A 17,289-nucleotide genomic window follows, 5' to 3' on the forward strand; every position below is an offset into this window, starting at 1 on the left:
GCCGCGGTCGCGACTCGCGTCGCTCCTACGGCAGTGCTGCGCAACTCCCATCGCGACTTGCGGCCCGCACAAACGAAAAAACCCGACAGCTTGCGCTGCCGGGTTTCTTCACCGCATCGGGCCGCCGGGAGAGAGGCGGCGGCCGCGAGGCTTACTTGGCGGCCGGAGCGGCGGCCTTGGCCGCGGCCTTGGTGGCCTTCTCGACGTTGGCCTGGGTGGCCTTGGCGGCGGTCTCGACCTGCGACTTGGCCAGCTCGGCGATGGCTTCGTTGGTCTTCACGGTGCGGCCGAAGGCTTCCTGGCCGGTGCTGACGGCGCGCTCGACGTTCTCGCGGGCGATCTGCACGCCCTTCGGGAACAGGGTCTTGAGGGCGTCGAAGTCGCGGGCCTCGGCGGCTTCGCCGAAGAAGGCGAAGGTGGCGTTGACGCGGTCTTCGATCGCGGCGATCTGCAGGCCGAACACGGCCTCGGCGTTGTCGAGGGCCAGGCGGTTGACCTGAGCGGCCGTGTCCGCGAACTGGCGCGTGGCGGCGGCGAACTGTTCGTTGAACTGCTGGTACATGGCTTAGCTCCTGAAAAGGTGGCCCAGACGGTGGGCGACTGGATTGTGCGATGCAGCATAGGCCGGTCTTTGTTGCGGCGCAACATGACGCCGACGAGCGGTCCTGAATCGTTCAGAAAACCAGCCTGTTCAGTCAGTTACGGGGTTGCTACCTGAATAGGCAAAGCGGCTTCGCTGCGCGGGCGTGCGCCGATCCACCCGGCGAGGCTGGCGGCAGCGGAGGTCGATGCGATGGCGCGCGCATGACCCCGCCCGGAACCGGGCGCGGCATCGGATCGCATCGCAGGTGCCGGCGCGAGGCGCCGGCGCCGGGTCACTCGCCGCGGTAGCGGCTGCCGGCGGTGCAGGTCTCGTGGACCACGATCTCGCTCAGCAGCGGCAGCGCCGGCTTGAGCTGTTCCCAGATCCACACCGCCAGCCGCTCGCTGGTCGGGTTGTCCAGGCCGTCGATGTCGTTGAGGTAATGGTGGTCGAGCCGGTCGTGGATCGGCTGGAACGCCTTCTTGACGTCGGCGTAGTCCATCAGCCAGCCGCTGTGCTCGCCGATCGCGCCGCTCAGGTGCACTTCGACGCGGAACGAGTGCCCGTGCAGGCGCGCGCACTTGTGGCCTTCCGGCACGTTCGGCAGCCGGTGCGCGGCTTCCAGGGTGAAGACCTTGAAGATGTCGATGGCGGGCATGGCGACGGAGCGGGTGCGGAGCCGGCGGCGCCGGCGCGTGGAAGGCCAATGATCGCGCAGCGCCGGGACCGGCGCGAACGCGACGGCGGGATGCAGCGGTGCGGATACGAAAAAGCCCGCTGCGCTGGCGGGCCGGACGGGTGTTGCGGCGCGTTATTTTATGGTGGCTATGGGTGGACTCGAACCACCGACCCCAGCATTATGAGTGCTGTGCTCTAACCGGCTGAGCTACATAGCCACGGTGAGCCGCGCATTCTTCATGTCGCGAGCGGGCTTGTCAATCCTTTCGCTGCGTTTTGCCCGGCTTGTCCTCTGGCCGACCCCGTGGCAGAGTCGGAGACAGTGAAATTAGGAGTCCGCATCGTGATCGATCCGGACGGCTACAGACCCAATGTAGGCATCGTCTTGATGCATCCCGATGGGCGCCTGTTCTGGGCGCGCAGGGTGCATCGCGACGGATGGCAGTTCCCGCAGGGCGGGATGAACAGCGACGAGACGCCGCTGGAGGCCATGTATCGCGAGTTGCGCGAGGAAACCGGCCTGCAACCCCATCATGTCGAAGTGCTCGGCGCCACCCCGGGCTGGCTGCGCTATCGCCTGCCGCGCCGGGCGGTGCGGCGCAACGACCGGCTGGTCTGCATCGGCCAGAAACAAGTGTGGTTCCTGCTGCGGCTGACCGGGCAGGAGTCGGACCTGTGCCTGGACGGGACCGAAAAGCCCGAGTTCGACCACTGGCGCTGGGTCGATTTCTGGTACCCGATCGAGCACGTGGTGATGTTCAAGCGCGGCGTCTACACCAGCGCCCTGCGTCACCTGGCGCCGTTCGCCCGGCACGTCGCCGGCGACCAGGCGGTGCCGATGCCGTGCCCGGTCGCCGATTCGCGGCCCGACCCGCGCCGCGACGCCGGCCTCGGCGGCCGCCAGCACCAGCGGCCGCGCGCGCGGTCCGGCGGGCAGTCGGCCTGCGGCGGCTCCGAACCCGGCGCCTGAACCGGCTCCCGGCCGGTCCCGGGGCGGCCCTGCCGGCGTCTTTGCCGAATTGGGCTTCCATTAATTGACAATCATTCTCATCCGTGGCGGAATGGCTCCGCAGCCAGCCGGCTGCCAACCGAAGACCAGCGCCGTGTACGTCTGCATCTGCAACGGAGTCACCGACCGCGATATCCGCCAGGCCGCCGAAGCCGGTTGCCGCAGCGTGTCCGAGCTGACCATGCGCACCGGCGCCGGCGCCAATTGCGGCAGCTGCCTGGACCTGGCCGGCTCGCTGCTGGAGCAGGCGCGCAACGTGCGCGAACTGCCGCTGTCGGTCCTGCAACAAGCCGCCTGACCCGGCCGCGCGCCGCGCCCGCGCCGCCGTAGCGGCCGCAGGCGTTCCCGCTCCGGAAACCGGGTTTCGCCAAGCGCAATCCGGTGACATAAGAGTTTCCGCAACGGCCGCCTCGCGCGGCCGTTTTCGTGTCCGCCGCCGCAGTTCGCGCGGCCGCGTGCGAGCGATTCGCGATTACCGTTGCGCACGATTCGCGTTTCGTCATGGCCTGCGCGAAAGGGCTACAGTGCCGCCCATCGCAACGCAGGAGCCGGCCATGAAGGGCGACGCCAAAGTCATCGAATACCTCAACAAAGCGCTCTACAACGAGCTGACCGCGATCAACCAGTACTTCCTGCACGCCAAGATGCTGAAGAACTGGGGCCTCAAGGAACTGGCCGAGCACGAGTACCACGAGTCCATCGACGAGATGAAGCATGCCGACAAGCTGTCGGACCGCATCTTGTTCCTCGACGGCCTGCCGAACTTCCAGGCGCTGGGCAAGCTGCGCATCGGCGAGAACCCGCGCGAACTGCTCGAGTGCGACCTCGCCCTCGAACTGGAAGCGATCCCGCTGCTGCGCGAGGCGATCAAGTACTGCGAGACCGTCAGCGACTACGTCAGCCGCAAGCTGTTCGCCGACATCCTGGATTCGGAAGAAGAGCACGTCGACTGGATCGAGACGCAGCTGGCGCTGATCGAGCGCATCGGCGAGCAGAACTACCTGCTGACCAAGATCGAAGACGCGTCGTAAGCGCAAGCGCAATCGCGCAGGAGCCTCGCGCTCCTGCCGCGGTGCGATCCACCCGCCAGCGCACGCCAGCCAGACGGATCGACCGCAGCCGCGCAAGCGGCGACCTTTCTCCAGCCAGCCGCGGCGACACGCGTCGCCGAGCCAGCCAGACGAAACCCAAGCCGCCGGCCCCGTGCCGGCGGCTTTTTTATTGTCCTTTCAGCGAATCCGGTCGCTCCCTGCAGGAGCGGCGCAAGCTGCGACCGCGACAGCGCAGCTGCGGCGAAAGCAACGGCCCGAGCGGTTGTCCCGCGGTCGCGGCTTGCGCCGCTCCTGCAGGGGCTTCGGCCATTTCCCGCGTACATGCAGAAACCGCCGGCTCGGGCCGGCGGTTTTCGGGAGCAGGGAGCGATCGCGGCCTCAGCCGGCTTCCAGCGCCTTGGGCTCGCGCTTGCGCCGCCGGAACAGCAGCCGCCACAGCCACCACAGCATCAGCGCCAGCACCACGGTGATCGTCGCCACGATGCCCAGGCTCAGCCAGGGGTGGGCGAAGGCCAGCGCCAGCACGCCGATCACGGCGGCGTCCTCGGTGATCGAGGCGGTCCAGTTGCTGATCGGTTCGGGCGAGGTGTTGAGCAGGGCGCGCGAGCTGGACTTGAGCAGGTGGCTGGTCAGCGCGACGCCGGCGCCGGCGGCGAGGGCGCCGGCGCCGAGCTGGCCGTCCGGCGAGATCGTCGCGGCGGCCAGGAACGCGCCCACCGGCACCCGCAGCAGGGTGTGCAGCAGATCCCAGCCCGAGTCCACGCCGGGGATCTTGTCGGCGAAGAACTCGCCGACCGTCAGCAGGCCGCACACGCCCAGCACCCACGGCGACTCGGTCGCCTGCAGCGCCGGCGGCAGGTCCAGCCAGCCGAGCATGCCGGCCAGGCCGACCCCGAACACGGTCAGGTAGACCCGGACGCCCGACAGCCAGGCCAGAACTACGCCAACTGCGAACAGGTGCGCATCGGACATCGCGGCATTCCCGTTAAGATTGAAGGTTGAGTATAGGTAAACCGGCGGCTGCGGGCCGTCGACGTCTCCGTATGAGCAAAACGCCGCCGCCCCGCTTCGTCATCGTCCAGCAGCAGCCGGACAAGCGACCTTATATCTGGTCGGCAGTGGGCGTGGCGTGGGCGGTATCGCTGGCGCTGGCCTGGTGGTGGTCGCAGTCGCTGGCCGCGCCGCAGCTGCCCAAGCTCAAGGTCGAGCTCGACCAGACCCGGCGCGAGCTGCGCCAGCGCCAGTCCGAGCTGGACAAGCTGGCCCAGCGCGAGGCCAACCTGCAGCGCTCCGACCAGGTCAGCCGGGCCGCCAACAAGCAGGTCCAGAGCTCGCTGGCCCAGCGCGAGGAGGAAATCTCCGACCTGCGCGCGGATGTCGCCTTCTACGAACGCCTGGTCGGCGCGACCGCGCCGGCCAAGGGGCTGAACGTGCACTCGGTGGAGTTCCACGCCGAGGCCGGCGGCACCTGGCGGTACCAGATCGTCCTGACCCAGAACCTGAACCGCGGTGCGGTGAGCAGCGGGGGGCTGCAATTCCAGGTCGAAGGGGTGCGTGGCGGCAAGCTCGCCACCGTGGGTTGGGACGAGTTGCACCAGAAGTCCAAGGCGCCCGCCCAGGACTACTCCTTCCGCTACTTCCAGACCCTCGACGGCAGCGTGATGCTGCCGGCCGGCTTCACTGCGCAACGCATACGCGTTTCGTTGCGCGGAGAGAACGCCTCGATCGAGCAGCGCTTCGCCTGGAAGAGCGGCGTCACCGTAACGACTGGGGAAACCTGACAGATGTTCAAGACCAACAGCAGCAAACCGGCTCCCCTGCGCGAAGGCCAGGTCGACACCATGATCGGCTCGCAGGTGGTGATCCGCGGCGACCTGCAATTCAGCGGCGGCCTGTACATCGAGGGCCGCATCATCGGCAAGCTGATCGCCGCCGACGGCCAGCCGGCCAGCCTGACCCTGGCCGAGAACGGCAGCATCGAGGGCGAGGTGCGCGCGCCGGTGGTGATCATCAACGGCACCCTGCACGGCGATGTCTACGCCAGCGAGCGGGTCGAGCTGGCGGCCAAGGCCCGGGTCGAGGGCAACGTGCATTACAAGGTGGTCGAGATGACCGCCGGCTCGCAGCTGACCGGCCGCCTGATCCACGCCGACGCCGCGGCTGCGCTGCCGCCGCCTGAAGCCGCGATTACCGCCGGCGCCCTGGTGGATTGAGCCGGCCCGCCGCCGCCCTCACGCTGGGGCGGATGAGCGAGGACACCAGCCCACCCCGACCTGCGCCCGCCGCCCCGGCGGCCGGCGCCGCCGCTTCGTCCCATCGCTGGCGCCTGCCGGCGATGGCGCTGTTGGCCGCGGCCCTGGCGTTCGGCGCCTGGGGCCTGTGGCGTTCGTTCAGCGGCGAGGACGCCCCCGCCCCGGCACCCGTCGGCGCCGGCGCGGCGACCCCGCGCCAGATGCAGGCCGAACTGGAGCAGCTGCGCCAGCGCGTGGCCACCCTGGGCCGCTCCGACGCGATCAGCCGCCAGGCCAACCGCGACCTGCAGAGCGCCCTGGCCGAGCGCGACGAAGAGATTTCCGGCCTGCGCGCCGACGTGGCCTTCTACGAACGCCTGGTCGGCGCCACCGGCCAGCGCCGCGGCCTCACCGTGCACGCGCTGAAGATGCAGGCGCAGGACGGCGCGCCGTCGGCCTGGCACTTCACCACCACCCTGACCCAGAACCTCAACCGCGGCGCGGTCAGCGCCGGCCGGCTGACCCTGGCCCTGGAAGGCACCCGCAACGGCAAGCTGGAGAAGCTGGCCTGGACCGACCTGCGCCAGCAGGCCGATGCGCCGGGCGTGGGCTACTCGTTCAAATACTTCGAGCAGGTCGAGGGCGACGTGTTCGTCCCCGCCGGCCTGACCCCGGTGCGGGTGACGGTGCGCCTGGTCCCGCAATCCGGGGCCGCGGTCGAGCAGTCCTTCACCTGGGCCGACGCCACCCGCGACGCGGCCGCGGCGAGCGCCGAAGCGGTGCGTCCCGCCGGGCCTTGACCGCACGGTCGCGGCCTGGCTCGCGGCCGGCTGCGACGAAGGCCGATGCGCCCCACGCCCGCGCCAGGCGCCTGGGCAGCGGCGGCCGCCAGGCCGCACGCCGGGCCTCCAGGTCCGCTTCCACCGGTGCGAAGCCCCGATTCCCGCCAATACGCGACTGGCTGTGTTCGCCTGGCGCGCTTGAATGCGCGGCGTGCGGCCTTATCCTTTGTGCATGGAAATCGCCACCCTCAACTCCGCGCCGGGCTACCAGTCGCTGGAGCGCCCGCTGCAGTTCACCTCCTCGGCCGCGCACAAGGTGCGCGAGCTGATCGCCGAGGAAGGCAACGACGCGCTCAAGCTGCGCGTCTACATCCAGGGCGGCGGCTGCTCGGGCTTCCAGTACGGCTTCGAGTTCGACGAACAGCAGGGCGAGGACGACCTGGCGGTGCAGACCGACGGCGTGACCCTGCTGGTCGACCCGCTGAGCCTGCAATACCTGATGGGCGCGGAAGTCGACTACACCGAGAGCCTGCACGGTTCGCAGTTCGTGATCCGCAATCCGAACGCGAAGACCACCTGCGGCTGCGGTTCCTCGTTCGGCGTTTGACCGCGCGCGAGTGAACACCGCCGAGGCCGCCCTCAGCCACGCCGCGCGTGCGTTCGCCTTCGTCGAGGCCGACGCGGCCTGGCGCGCCGCGCTGGACCGCGCCGACCACCTGCGCACCCAGCCCGAGGCCTTGTCCGAATTGTGGCCGCAGGCGCGGATCGTCGTGCTCGACGCGTCCGGCAACGCCCTGGCCGACGACGACGACGCCCTGCGCGCGCCGCTCGGCCGCGAGCTCAGCGACGGCCCCGGCGGCCCCGGCGCGGCGATCTTCCTCGGCCTGGACGACGCCGGCGGCGCCTGGTTCGCCATCGATGCGGAACTGGTCGCCTTCGACGCGCCGCGCCGGGTCGACCTGCGCGCCGCGGCCGCGCACTGGCCGCTGCTGCACGCCAGCGTGTTCGCCCAGGCCCGCGCGCTGCAGTTCTGGCGCAACCGCAACCGTTTTTGCGGCGTGTGCGGCGGCGCGGTCGCGTTCGAGCGCGCCGGCTGGCTGGGCCGCTGCGGCCAGTGCGGCAGCGAACATTACCCGCGTACCGACCCGGCGGTGATCGTCGCGGTCAGCGACGGCGAGCGTTTGTTGCTCGGCCGTCAGGCGGCGTGGCCGCCGCGGCGGTTTTCGGTGATCGCCGGCTTCGTCGAGCCGGGCGAATCGCTGGAGCAGACCGTGGCGCGCGAAGTGCTGGAGGAAACCGGCGTGCGCGTGCGCGACTGCCGTTACCTGGGCTCGCAGCCGTGGCCGTTCCCGGGCGCGCTGATGCTCGGTTTCGAAGCGCGCGCCGAGGCCGGCGAACCGCACAGCAGCGAGGAACTGGAGGAAGTGCGCTGGTTCACGCTGGAGGAGATCCGTGCGGCGATCGCGCGCGGCGAACGCGGCGCGGACGATGGCGAGGGCTATCTGCTGTCGCCGAGCATTTCGATTTCGCGCTGGCTGATCGAGCACTGGCGGCTGGCCGCCGAGGAACGCTTGCGGCGTTGAGCGGGATGATGGGTGCGCGGCTGCGCAGCGAAAGGCGTCGGGCCTGAAGGGCCCTCCCACAGAGCCATCGGCCGCAACCTGCTCTTGTGAGAGGGCCTGCAGGTCCGCTGCTTTTGTGCCCGCCGCAGCGCTGCATGCCGACGCGACCGCGCCTGCACGCGGCCGCGCTAGAATCCGGGGGCCAGATTCGCCACGCCAGGAGCGTCGCCCGATGTCCGTCACGCTGATCGCCGCCGTCGTCGCTCTGGTGCTCGGCCATCTCGCCCAATCGCTGGCCGCCTCCTTGCGTCACTTCGGCTGGTACGACGACTGGCTGCGCTGGATCGATAGCCGCTTTCCCGAGGGCAGCTTCTGGCGCGGACGCTGGGGCATCGTCATCGCATTGCTGCCGCCGCTGCTGGCGGTGGGCCTGTTCCAGCTGGCGCTGGTCGAGCCGCTGATCGGCCTGGGCGGGCTGGTGTTCGCGATCTTCATCCTGTTCTACGCCTGGGGCCCGCGCGATCTCGACCTGGACGTGGAGGCGCTGGCCGGCGCGCGCGACGGCGCCGCCCGGCGCGAGGCCGCCGCGCGGCTGTGGCCGGACGGCGCGACGCCGGCGCTCGACGGCGGCTCGCTGGTCGAGGCGGTGTTCCGCAGCGCGTTGCGGCGTTGGTTCGGGGTGTTGTTCTGGTTCCTGGTGCTCGGCCCGATCGGCGCGCTGGGCTACCGGCTGACGGCGCTCGCGGCCGAAGGCGAGGCCTCGCGCCGGCTGCCCGGCGAAACCCTGGCCGGCGCGCGCACCCTGCTGGCGCTGCTGGATTGGCCGGTCGCGCAGCTGTTGACCCTGGCCCTGGCTCTGGTCGGCAACTTCGACACCGTGCTCGGCGCCTGGCGCGAAGCCGGCGGCGCGAGCTTCAGCCTGGACAACCGCTTCCTCGGCGCGGTCGCGCGCGCCAGCGTCAAGTGCGAGCTGGCCGAGGAGGCCGCCGACTACGTCAACGAATCCGGCGTGCCGGGCCAGGCCGTGGCGCTCGCCGCCGGCGGCGAGGTGCCCGAGCTGCGCGACGCGATGAGCCTGGTCTGGCGCAGCCTGTTGGTGTGGCTGGCGGTGCTGGCGCTGTTCGTGATCGCCGGCTTCGTCGCCTGATCCACCGAATCGCGCGGCCGTCGCCGCCGGCCGCGCCGCGGCCCCACCCGCACCGGGCGGGCCGTCCGCCAGCTGGCGGTCGCCGGTTACGCACGATTTCGCGGAGCTTCGCGCAATTTCCGCACGCCGCCGCACGGCCAGGGTAGGGGGGCGTCCGTCGCCCTGCGTTTGACAGTTCAGGTTGCGCAGAAATCGCCAGCCGCGCGAGCCTTCCGCCGTCGGCCACCCCTGACGTCGGAACGCGGTCCTGCCGAGGGGGCGGGGCCATTCGCGCGCAGCGACGGTCGCAACCGGGCCGGCGCCTTCGGGCGCGCGGCCGCGGCAGCAGCCAGACAGCGGCGACAGCGACGAAGCAACGCGCTTTACGCGTACACGGGAGCCCGGCGCGAAGACCGGGCCCCGTGGCCGCCTGGCACGCGCTCCGCATCCTGCGCCGGTCATCACGCTTGCGGAGGAGTCGGATTTGGCGAATCGCTACACCTCGGTGTTCCAGTTCGGCTTGAACGAAGCCGGCATGGGCCAGATCGCAATGGCGCCGGTCAACGGCGCGCAGGATCGGTCGGGCTTGGAGAGGGGCTTCGTTCGCCCGGCCACGGAGGCTGGGCTAGTATCGAAGCAGATAACCGGGGCGTGGGCGAAGGTGGACGTGGGCGAGGAGTCATCGGCAGCGAACCAACCCGCGACGGCGCAGCAGGACGGCGATCATTTCGTCGGATTCCTGCGCGACAACCGCGAGGCCTTGATCGCCTTCCTGCGCAAGTCGGCGGCGTCGCACGAGGACGCGCAGGACATCGCCCAGGAAACGATGATGCGCATGCTGCGTTATCGCGACCAGCCCGCCGACGCGTTGAAGATCCTGATGTACCGCATCGCGATCAATGCGCTGAACGATCGCGGACGCCGGCAGAAGACCCGGCACGCGCCGGAGCACGTGAGCCTGGACGAGGACTATCACGCGCTGCCGTCGCCCGAACCCAGCCACGACCAGCGCGTGGCGACCGAGCAGGAACTGGCGCTGGTGCGCACGGCGATCATGCAATTGCCGGTGCGCAGCCGCCAGATCTACCTGCTCAACCGCATCAACGGAATGAGTTACACGCAGATCGCAAAACACTGCGGCATTTCTGTAAAGGCGGTGGAGAAGAATATCGGCCGGGCGCTCGCGCTGTTGCGCGCGCGCATGAAGGAAAGCGGCTACGAGACCTTGCACGAGCCATGAATACGACACAGCCCACATCGACGAACGCTACCGCCCCTGCCGTCGCCGACGCGGACGAAGGCAGCGCGGAAGCCTGGGTGGCGCGGCTGGATTCGCCCGAATGCACGGCGCGCGAACGCGCCGAATTCGAGCGCTGGCTCGACGCGTCCGCGGACAACGTGACCGCATACGTCGAGGCCGAACGCGTGCACCAAGCCGCCGCGCAGCTGGCCGGCGACGAGATGCTGCAGGCCGCCGCGCGCATCGCCTGGCGCCAGAGCGGACGCGAAAGCGCGCGCTCGCGCTGGTGGGTGCCGACGACGATGGTCGCGTCCTTGCTGGTCGCCACCGTGGTCGGCGTGGGCTGGCTGCGTTCGCCGGCGCCGGCCGACACCGTTCGCTACGTCACCCAGGTCGGCGAGCAGCGCTCGCTGCGGCTGGCCGACGGCACCCAGGTCATGCTCGATACCGACTCGATGATCCTCGCGCGCTTCGACGGCGAGCGCCGCGAGGTCGAGGTCGACCGCGGCCGGGTCCAGTTCCAGGTCGCCGCCGATCCGGCGCGGCCGTTCTCGGTCAAGGCCGGCACCGGCACCATCCGCGACATCGGCACCACCTTCCAGGTCAGCAAGAACGGCAGCGAGGTCAACGTCGGCCTGATCGAGGGCGCGGTGATGATCTCCAACGGCCTGGCCCAGGCCGGCAGCGCGCTGCGTCCGGGCCAGCAGCTCAGCTACGACCACAGCGGCCGGATGACCCCGCCCGAGCCGCTCGACCTCAGCGTCGCCCAGTCCTGGCCGGGCGGCGACCTGGTGTTCAAGAACCGGCGCCTGGACGCGTTGCTCACCGAGATGAACCGCTACTCGGCGACCAAGCTGCGGCTGGCCGACCCGAACCTGGGCAAGATCACGGTCAGCGGCGTGTTCCACATCGGCGACCAGGCTGCGCTGCTGGAAGCGCTGGAGCAGGGCTGGTCGCTGAAGGCCGAACGCGCGACGGACGACGAAATCGTCCTGCATCGCAATCCGGGTTGAGCCCCCTGGCCGCTGCGGCGGTGATATGGTTGGACAGCGCCAACAACAGGGGGCGCACGGTTCAGCTGTAGCCCGATCGATGCGGTTGGTGGATGGCCAAGATTTCCCATGCGTTCATCGTTTCCGTCGCGCTGACGTTTTCGCCCGTTGCCGGGGCTTTGCCGGCCGCCCAGGGCGATATTCCAGCCGATGGCTACACCATTTCCCCCGGCGCGTTGGACGACGCGCTGAACGCGTTCGCCACCCGTAATCGTTTGCAGCTGATCTATTCGCCGGCCCTGGTGGCGCGGCGGCGCACCGCCGGCCTGCGCGGCCGGCCGCCGATGCGCGAGGGATTGGCCCAGTTGCTGGAGGGAACCGGCCTCACCGCGGTGGCCGTAAAAGCCAATGTCTACTTGCTGCAGCCGGCGCCGCGTCCGCGCCCGCGGCCGCAGCCGGCGATACAGACCGGGACCCCGCCGGCGCCGGCCCCGCGCGGGCCGACCACGACCGAACTCGACACCGTCCACGTCACCGGCTCGCGCATCGGCCGGGCCGCGTTCGAAAGCTCGCTGCCGCTGACCCTGATCACCAACGAACAGATCCGCTCCAGCGGCCACCAGACCCTGTTCGACGTGCTGCGGCTGCTGCCGGGCATGAGCGGCCACCACCCGCGCAACGTCGCCACCGAGAACGGCGCCAGCCAGGTGCCGTCGGCGGCCGCCGCCTCGGCCAGCCTGTATTCGCTGGGGCCGCGCGCGACCTTGTTCCTGGTCGACGGCCGGCGCATGGCCAACTACGGCCTGGTCTCGACCGACTACGGCGCGCTGACCGACCTCAACGGCATTCCGCTGAGCATGGTCGACCACATCGAGATCGCCCACGGCGGCGCCTCGGCGATCTACGGCGCCGACGCCATGGCCGGGGTGGTCAACATCATCCTCAAGAAGGACTACCGCGGCGCCGAGGTCGGCACCAGCTACGGCGTGTCCGAGCGCGGCGACGCCGAGCAGCAGCGCCAGTACGCCAGCTTCGGCGAGCAGACGCCCGGCGGCGGCAGCGTGTTCGTCAGCGTCGATCATTTCACCCGCAATCCGCTGATCGGCAGCCAGCGCAAGTGGGCGACGATGGACCAGCGCTTGAGCGGGCAGGCCGATAGGCGCTATCGCGCCGGGTACTTCGACGAGTACTACCGGTTCACGCCGATCGAAGGTTGCGAGAAACCGACCGAGCCGGGCGTGGTGGACGTGCAGGCGCGTTGTTCGCTGGACTTGGCCCGCTACGTCAGCCTGCAGCCGGGCATCACCAGCAATGCGCTGTACACCTATTTCCGCCAGCCCTTCGGCACGGACAAGGAGTTCTACGCCGACCTGCGCGCGACCCGGGTCGGCCTGGAGGTGCAGAACCCGCCGTTCAATGCGGCCCTGGGGCTGCCGACCGCGCATCCAGACTCGGCGGGCGACCAGTATCTGAATTACTGGTTCTCCGACGTCGGCCCGATCCGCAGCCGCAGCGTCACCACGACCCGCGACTTCACCGTCGGCGTGAAAGGCCTGCGCGACAAGTGGGAATGGGACGTCAGCCTCGCCCAGCGCCGCAACAAGGTGGCCAACCGCATCACCGGCCTGATCAACATGCCGGCGGTGACGCAGGAAGTCCAAACCATGTCCCTGCGCTTCGACAAGGCCGCGACCAACGAGCCCAAGGTGCTGGCCGAAATCGCGCCGCAGACCACCATGGGCGGCGAGATCGTGCTCGACATGTTCTCCGCCAGCGTCGAGGGCCCGTTGTTCGAACTGCCGGCCGGCGAGGCCCGGCTGGCCGGCGGCGTCGAGGCGCGGCGCGAAGTGCTGCGCGCGCGGCCCGACGACGACTTCGTCCAGGGTCATGTGGCGTTGGCCCAGGAGTTCGACGCGCGCCGCGCCAGCCGCAACACCTCGGCGCTGTACGGCGAGGTCGACGTGCCGCTGCTGCAGAAGCTGTGGTTGAACGCGGCCTGGCGCCTGGACCGCAGTTCGGGCTACGGCAGCCAGATCTCGCCCATGTACGGCCTGCGCTGGCAGCCGCTGCAATCGCTGGTGCTGCGCGCGTCGATGGGCGAGGGCTATCGCGCGCCGACCCTGGCCGAGTTGCGGCGGCCGCTGACGATCGGCAACAAGCAGGCGCTGATCGAAGCCGCCGACAGCCCGGCGCCGTGCGCGGTGCCGCTGTTCGACGAGGACGGCAACGAGATCGGGCTGTGCCAGGTCGAGGTCTTCGGCGGGATCAACGCCAAGCTGCGTCCGGAAACCTCCACCAGCCGCAACTTCGGCGTGGTCTGGACGCCGAGCGAAGAACTGGCGATCAGCCTGGACCGCTACCGCATCCATCGCCGCAACGAGATCGTCGCCACCGCTTCGGTCGAGTACCCGAACCTGTTCCCGCAGCAGGGCGTGCTCGACGGGTTCGGCCAGCTCAGCGGCATCACCCGGCAACTCGACAACTACGGCAGCACCGACGTGCGCGGCTGGGAGCTGAGCGTCGAGTACCGCGTGCCGACGCAGCGTTGGGGCAATCTTGCCTTCCGCCTCAACGGCCATTATCTCGACACCTTGCGGCGCGGCGTGCATCCGCAGGTGGCGGAGCTGGATTACTCCGGTTTCGGCACGCCCAACCGCACCGTGCTCGGCAGCGTGCGCTGGGCCTACCGCGACTGGAACGCCACGCTCAATCTTCGCTACATGGGGCCGGCGACGGTGTACAAGAGCGCGCCGGACGTCGCCTGTCCGCGATCGACCCGCTACCGCACGATCTGCAGCACCCCCAGCGCGACCCTGCTCGGCCTGGACCTGACCTACGGCGGCTTCGACAAGTGGCTGCTCGGCGTGAACATCAGCAACCTCAACGACCGCCGGCCGGTCAACTACGACTACAACGCCGGCGGCTACAGCCTGGTCGACGACGATCCGGTCGGGCGCTATTACCTGGTCAGCGCGATGTATCGGTTCTGAGCCGCAGGCGTCGCCGGCGCGGCGGCGCGAGCGTGGCGCGGCAGAACGGCGTGGCGGCGATGGCGATTGCGGCGATGACGGCGGCCGCGATCGCGCGGCGGCCGCGGACGAAGCCGGTGCGGCTCAGCCCGGCGCGAGCCAGGAGAACGGCGGCCACGGCAGGTTGCGCAGCACCCAGAAGCCGCCGAGCAGCGGCAGCCAGAACTTCGCGCTGGTCAGCGCGGCGATCGCCCGCTGCGGTACCGGCAGGCGATAGCCCAGGCTGTGCAGCACCAGCAGCGGCAGGATCAGCAGCAGCACCGGCAGCAACGGGTTCATCGCCACCGCCTGGGCGAGGTCGCCGTGGACCAGCGCGTGCGCGGCGCGGGTCATGCCGCAGCCCGGGCAGTACAGCCCGGTGAAGTGATAGAACATGCAGCCCGGCAGCGGGCTGCCGGTGGCATTGGGATCGACCCGCTGCAGCACCCACGCGCCGGCCGCGGCGACCGCGCCGCCGGCGGCGACGGTCGCGGCGAGCGCGTAATGGCGGGCGGGCGCTTGCATGGCGGCGGTGCGGACGCGGGCGGCGCGGGCTCAGCGGCCCTGCGCGCGCTGCACCTGCTCCAGGAACTCCTGCGACATGAACGATGCGCCGTTGATGAAGAACGACACGGCCGTCCACAGCACGCCGATGGCGACCAGCGCGGTGCCGATCCAGCACCACAGCTTGGCCTGCTCGGACGCGCGGCGCGCGCCGGCCTCGTCGCCGGCGGCGAACTTGCTGCCCACCTGGCTGCCGAACACGATCGCCACCACGCCCGGCGCGGCGCCGATCAGGCAGCAGAAACAGGCGCCCAGGACGGTGACGATGATCGACCAGACCAGGTAATTCGGATACGGCGACCCGGCGACGACGGGCTGATTCATGGCGGACTCTCCCCTGAGCCTTCGATCCGCGCCGGAACGGCGGCGGCTGCGGGCATCCTAGCAGCGCCGGCGCCGCAGCGGCATCACCGCGGCGGCCGGCTCAGGCCAGATCCCCGCGCAGCGCCCGCACCTGCGCTTCCAGCGCTTGCGCGGTCAAGCCCTGCGGATCGCGCGGCGGATCGGCCACCACCTCGACCTGCGCGCGGAACCGGCGCGGCACCCGCATCCGGCGCAGGCGCGAATCGCGCTTGCTCCACATGCTGCTCCACATGCCGCGCAGCGCCATCGGCACCACCGGGACCGGGTTCTTCTCCAGAATCCGTTCCACGCCCGACTTGAACGCCGCGATCTCGCCGTCCTTGGTCAGCGCGCCCTCGGGGAAGATGCCGACCAGCTGGCCGTCGGCCAGCGCCGCCTCGATTTCCTCCATCGCCTTGCGCAGCACCTCCGGGTCTTCCTTGGCGCCGGCGATCGGAATGGTCTTGGCGGTGCGGAAGATCCAGTTCATCACCGGGATGTTGAAGATCTTGTAGTACATGACGAAGCGCATCGGCCGCGACACGCTGGCGCTGAGGATCAGCGGATCCATGTAGCTGACGTGGTTGCACACCACCAGCGCGGCGCCTTCGTCGGGAATGCGCTCGGTGCCGGACACGCGCAGCCGGTACAGGCCGCGCACCAGCACCCAGCTGAGGAAGCGCATCAGGAACTCGGGCACGATGGTGAAGATGTAGATCGCCACCAGCGCGTTGAGGATGCCCAGCGCCAGGAACACCTGCGGGATGGTCCAGTGCAGGAAGCGCTGCACGATCACGCCCAGCGCCGCGGCCAGCACGATGAAGGCCGCGTTCTGGATGTTCATGCCGGCGATCACGCGCGACAGCTCGTTCTTCGGCGAACGGTTCTGGATCAGCGCGAACAGCGGCACCACGAAGAAACCGGCGAACACGCCGATGCCGACCAGGTCCATCATGATCCGCCACGCGCCCGCGCTGTGGACGAAGCCGCTCACGTCCAGGTCTTTGGCCGTGGCCATGCCGGGATGGGCGAAATACAGGTCGACCATGAAGGCGGTCATGCCGAACGCGCCCAAAGGGACCAGACCGATTTCGACCGTGCGCGCCGACAGCTTCTCGCACAGCATCGAACCCACGCCGGTGCCGATCGAGAACAGCGCCAGCGCGAAGATGTACAGGGTCGGCCCGCCGCCGAGGTTGTCCTCGGCGTAGCCCGGCAGCTGCGAGGTCAGCACCGTGCCGACGAACCAGAACCACGACACGCCGAGGATCGAGTTGCGCACCGCCGGCTGGCGCCGGGTCATGCGCATGATCTTCACCGACTCGGGAATCGGGTTCCAGTTGATCTTGAGGTCCGGCTCGCCGGCGTCGGCGCGCGGGATCAGGCGGCTGACGATGTTGCCGGTGACCGCCAGCGCGATGATCGCCACCGCCGCGACGATCGGGCCGTGCGCGCCGGCCAGGGTGAAGATCAGGCCGCCGAAGATCATGCCGGCGAGGATCGAGATCGAGGTGCCCATCTCGACCAGGCCGTTGCCGCCGGTGAGTTCCTCGGGCTTGAGCACCGACGGCAGGATCGAATACTTGACCGGCCCGAACAGCGTCGACTGCAGGCCGGTGCAGAACAGCGCGACCAGCAGGATCGACATGTTCTGGGTCAGGAAGCCGACCGCGGCCAACGACATGATGACGATTTCCATCGTCGTGGTGATGCGGATGAGCTTGTGTTTCTCCAGCTTCTCGGCGATCTGCCCGGCGGTGGCCGAGAACAGGAAGTACGGCAGGATGAACAAGGCCGGCGCGAGGTTGGTATAGAGGGTGCGCTGCTCGTCGCTGACGCCCAGGTAGAACAGCAGGCCGATGATCGCCTGCCGGTACACGTTGTCGTTGAAGGCGCCGAACGCCTGGGTGAGGAAGAACGGCAGGAAGCGCCGTTGGGTGAGCAACGCGAACTGGTTGTGCGCCATGCCGTCCTGCTGTCCGGTCGGGTCCGCACCCGGATGTGCGGCTCATGCGAAGGATTCGCGCTGGGAGCCTAACAAAAGGGGCTTGCGGGCGTGTAGCCGAACGCGGCGGGACCGGGCGGGTAGCGGAAAAGTAGCCCGGGTGGGCCGTCGGCCT

At 69.7% G+C, this 17,289-nt stretch carries 17 protein-coding genes, 1 tRNA gene and 1 pseudogene; 12 read left to right on the top strand and 7 right to left on the bottom strand.

The window, feature by feature from the left end; all coding sequences use genetic code 11:
• Positions 1 to 151 precede the first annotated feature (151 nt).
• From BLV01_RS22445 to BLV01_RS22455, 3 genes are all read right to left on the bottom strand, one after another.
• Positions 152 to 562, bottom strand: a complete 411-nt coding sequence (locus BLV01_RS22445) for a phasin family protein (protein WP_091805432.1) — start codon at positions 560 to 562, stop codon at positions 152 to 154.
• 313 nt (positions 563 to 875) lie between these two features.
• Positions 876 to 1,232, bottom strand: a complete 357-nt coding sequence (queD, locus tag BLV01_RS22450) for a 6-carboxytetrahydropterin synthase QueD (protein WP_091805517.1) — start codon at positions 1,230 to 1,232, stop codon at positions 876 to 878.
• A 170-nt stretch (positions 1,233 to 1,402) separates the two neighbouring features.
• Positions 1,403 to 1,479: transfer RNA gene (locus tag BLV01_RS22455), tRNA-Met, on the bottom strand.
• 125 nt (positions 1,480 to 1,604) lie between these two features.
• On the opposite strand from BLV01_RS22455, the pseudogene BLV01_RS22460 reads away from it, so the two are divergent.
• The 3 genes and pseudogenes from BLV01_RS22460 to bfr all read left to right on the top strand — a co-directional run.
• Positions 1,605 to 2,084, top strand: a pseudogene (locus BLV01_RS22460) (RNA pyrophosphohydrolase); the annotation flags it as partial.
• A 280-nt stretch (positions 2,085 to 2,364) separates the two neighbouring features.
• Complete coding sequence (locus tag BLV01_RS22465) at positions 2,365 to 2,568, top strand: (2Fe-2S)-binding protein (RefSeq protein ID WP_057949943.1); 204 nt, start codon at positions 2,365 to 2,367, stop codon at positions 2,566 to 2,568.
• A gap of 256 nt (positions 2,569 to 2,824) precedes the next feature.
• Entirely contained in the window at positions 2,825 to 3,301 is a 477-nt protein-coding gene (bfr, locus tag BLV01_RS22470; RefSeq protein WP_057946249.1) for a bacterioferritin, read from the top strand.
• Positions 3,302 to 3,700: 399 nt separating this feature from the next.
• Here the strand turns inward: bfr and BLV01_RS22475 are convergent, their stop codons facing one another.
• A complete protein-coding gene (locus BLV01_RS22475) occupies positions 3,701 to 4,294 on the bottom strand; it encodes a DUF4126 domain-containing protein (RefSeq protein WP_091805438.1) in 594 nt (197 codons plus the stop codon).
• A gap of 71 nt (positions 4,295 to 4,365) precedes the next feature.
• Here BLV01_RS22475 and BLV01_RS22480 point away from each other — a divergent pair, with 71 nt between their 5' ends.
• The 9 genes from BLV01_RS22480 to BLV01_RS22520 all read left to right on the top strand — a co-directional run bounded on the left by BLV01_RS22480 (position 4,366) and on the right by BLV01_RS22520 (position 14,245).
• Entirely contained in the window at positions 4,366 to 5,103 is a 738-nt protein-coding gene (locus BLV01_RS22480; protein WP_175486209.1) for a DUF6776 family protein, read from the top strand.
• A 3-nt stretch (positions 5,104 to 5,106) separates the two neighbouring features.
• A complete protein-coding gene (locus BLV01_RS22485; protein ID WP_091805441.1) occupies positions 5,107 to 5,535 on the top strand; it encodes a bactofilin family protein in 429 nt (142 codons plus the stop codon).
• Positions 5,536 to 5,567: 32 nt separating this feature from the next.
• Positions 5,568 to 6,353 (top strand): DUF6776 family protein, encoded by a 786-nt coding sequence (locus BLV01_RS22490; protein WP_254782734.1) that lies wholly within the window; start codon positions 5,568 to 5,570, stop codon positions 6,351 to 6,353.
• A 214-nt stretch (positions 6,354 to 6,567) separates the two neighbouring features.
• Positions 6,568 to 6,942 (top strand): iron-sulfur cluster insertion protein ErpA, encoded by a 375-nt coding sequence (gene erpA, locus BLV01_RS22495; protein ID WP_091805448.1) that lies wholly within the window; start codon positions 6,568 to 6,570, stop codon positions 6,940 to 6,942.
• A 91-nt stretch (positions 6,943 to 7,033) separates the two neighbouring features.
• Positions 7,034 to 7,918, top strand: coding sequence for an NAD(+) diphosphatase (gene nudC, locus BLV01_RS22500; RefSeq protein WP_254782736.1), 885 nt, complete (start codon positions 7,034 to 7,036; stop codon positions 7,916 to 7,918).
• A 211-nt stretch (positions 7,919 to 8,129) separates the two neighbouring features.
• A complete protein-coding gene (ampE, locus tag BLV01_RS22505) occupies positions 8,130 to 9,044 on the top strand; it encodes a regulatory signaling modulator protein AmpE (protein ID WP_091805454.1) in 915 nt (304 codons plus the stop codon).
• Between the two features lie 463 nt (positions 9,045 to 9,507).
• Positions 9,508 to 10,263: an RNA polymerase sigma factor gene (locus BLV01_RS22510; protein ID WP_343124263.1), complete on the top strand. Its 756-nt coding sequence runs from the start codon at positions 9,508 to 9,510 to the stop codon at positions 10,261 to 10,263.
• On the top strand, positions 10,260 to 11,276 hold the full coding sequence (locus BLV01_RS22515) for a FecR family protein (protein WP_091805456.1): 1,017 nt from the start codon (positions 10,260 to 10,262) through the stop codon (positions 11,274 to 11,276). The genes BLV01_RS22510 and BLV01_RS22515 overlap by 4 nt, the downstream gene beginning before the upstream one ends.
• Positions 11,277 to 11,368: 92 nt before the next feature.
• Positions 11,369 to 14,245 carry a TonB-dependent receptor gene (locus BLV01_RS22520; RefSeq protein WP_091805459.1) on the top strand — a complete coding sequence of 959 codons (2,877 nt, stop codon included), beginning with the start codon at positions 11,369 to 11,371 and terminating at the stop codon, positions 14,243 to 14,245.
• A gap of 123 nt (positions 14,246 to 14,368) precedes the next feature.
• Here BLV01_RS22520 and BLV01_RS22525 read toward each other — a convergent pair whose 3' ends face one another.
• The 3 genes from BLV01_RS22525 to BLV01_RS22535 all read right to left on the bottom strand — a co-directional run bounded on the left by BLV01_RS22525 (position 14,369) and on the right by BLV01_RS22535 (position 17,135).
• A complete protein-coding gene (locus tag BLV01_RS22525) occupies positions 14,369 to 14,788 on the bottom strand; it encodes a DUF2752 domain-containing protein (protein ID WP_091805461.1) in 420 nt (139 codons plus the stop codon).
• Between the two features lie 30 nt (positions 14,789 to 14,818).
• Entirely contained in the window at positions 14,819 to 15,151 is a 333-nt protein-coding gene (locus BLV01_RS22530) for a CD225/dispanin family protein (protein ID WP_091805464.1), read from the bottom strand.
• A gap of 100 nt (positions 15,152 to 15,251) precedes the next feature.
• Positions 15,252 to 17,135, bottom strand: coding sequence for an MFS transporter (locus BLV01_RS22535; protein ID WP_091805467.1), 1,884 nt, complete (start codon positions 17,133 to 17,135; stop codon positions 15,252 to 15,254).
• Positions 17,136 to 17,289 lie beyond the last annotated feature (154 nt).

The sequence above is a fragment of the Lysobacter sp. yr284 genome, assembly GCF_900107375.1.
In the GTDB taxonomy this organism is placed as follows: domain Bacteria; phylum Pseudomonadota; class Gammaproteobacteria; order Xanthomonadales; family Xanthomonadaceae; genus Lysobacter.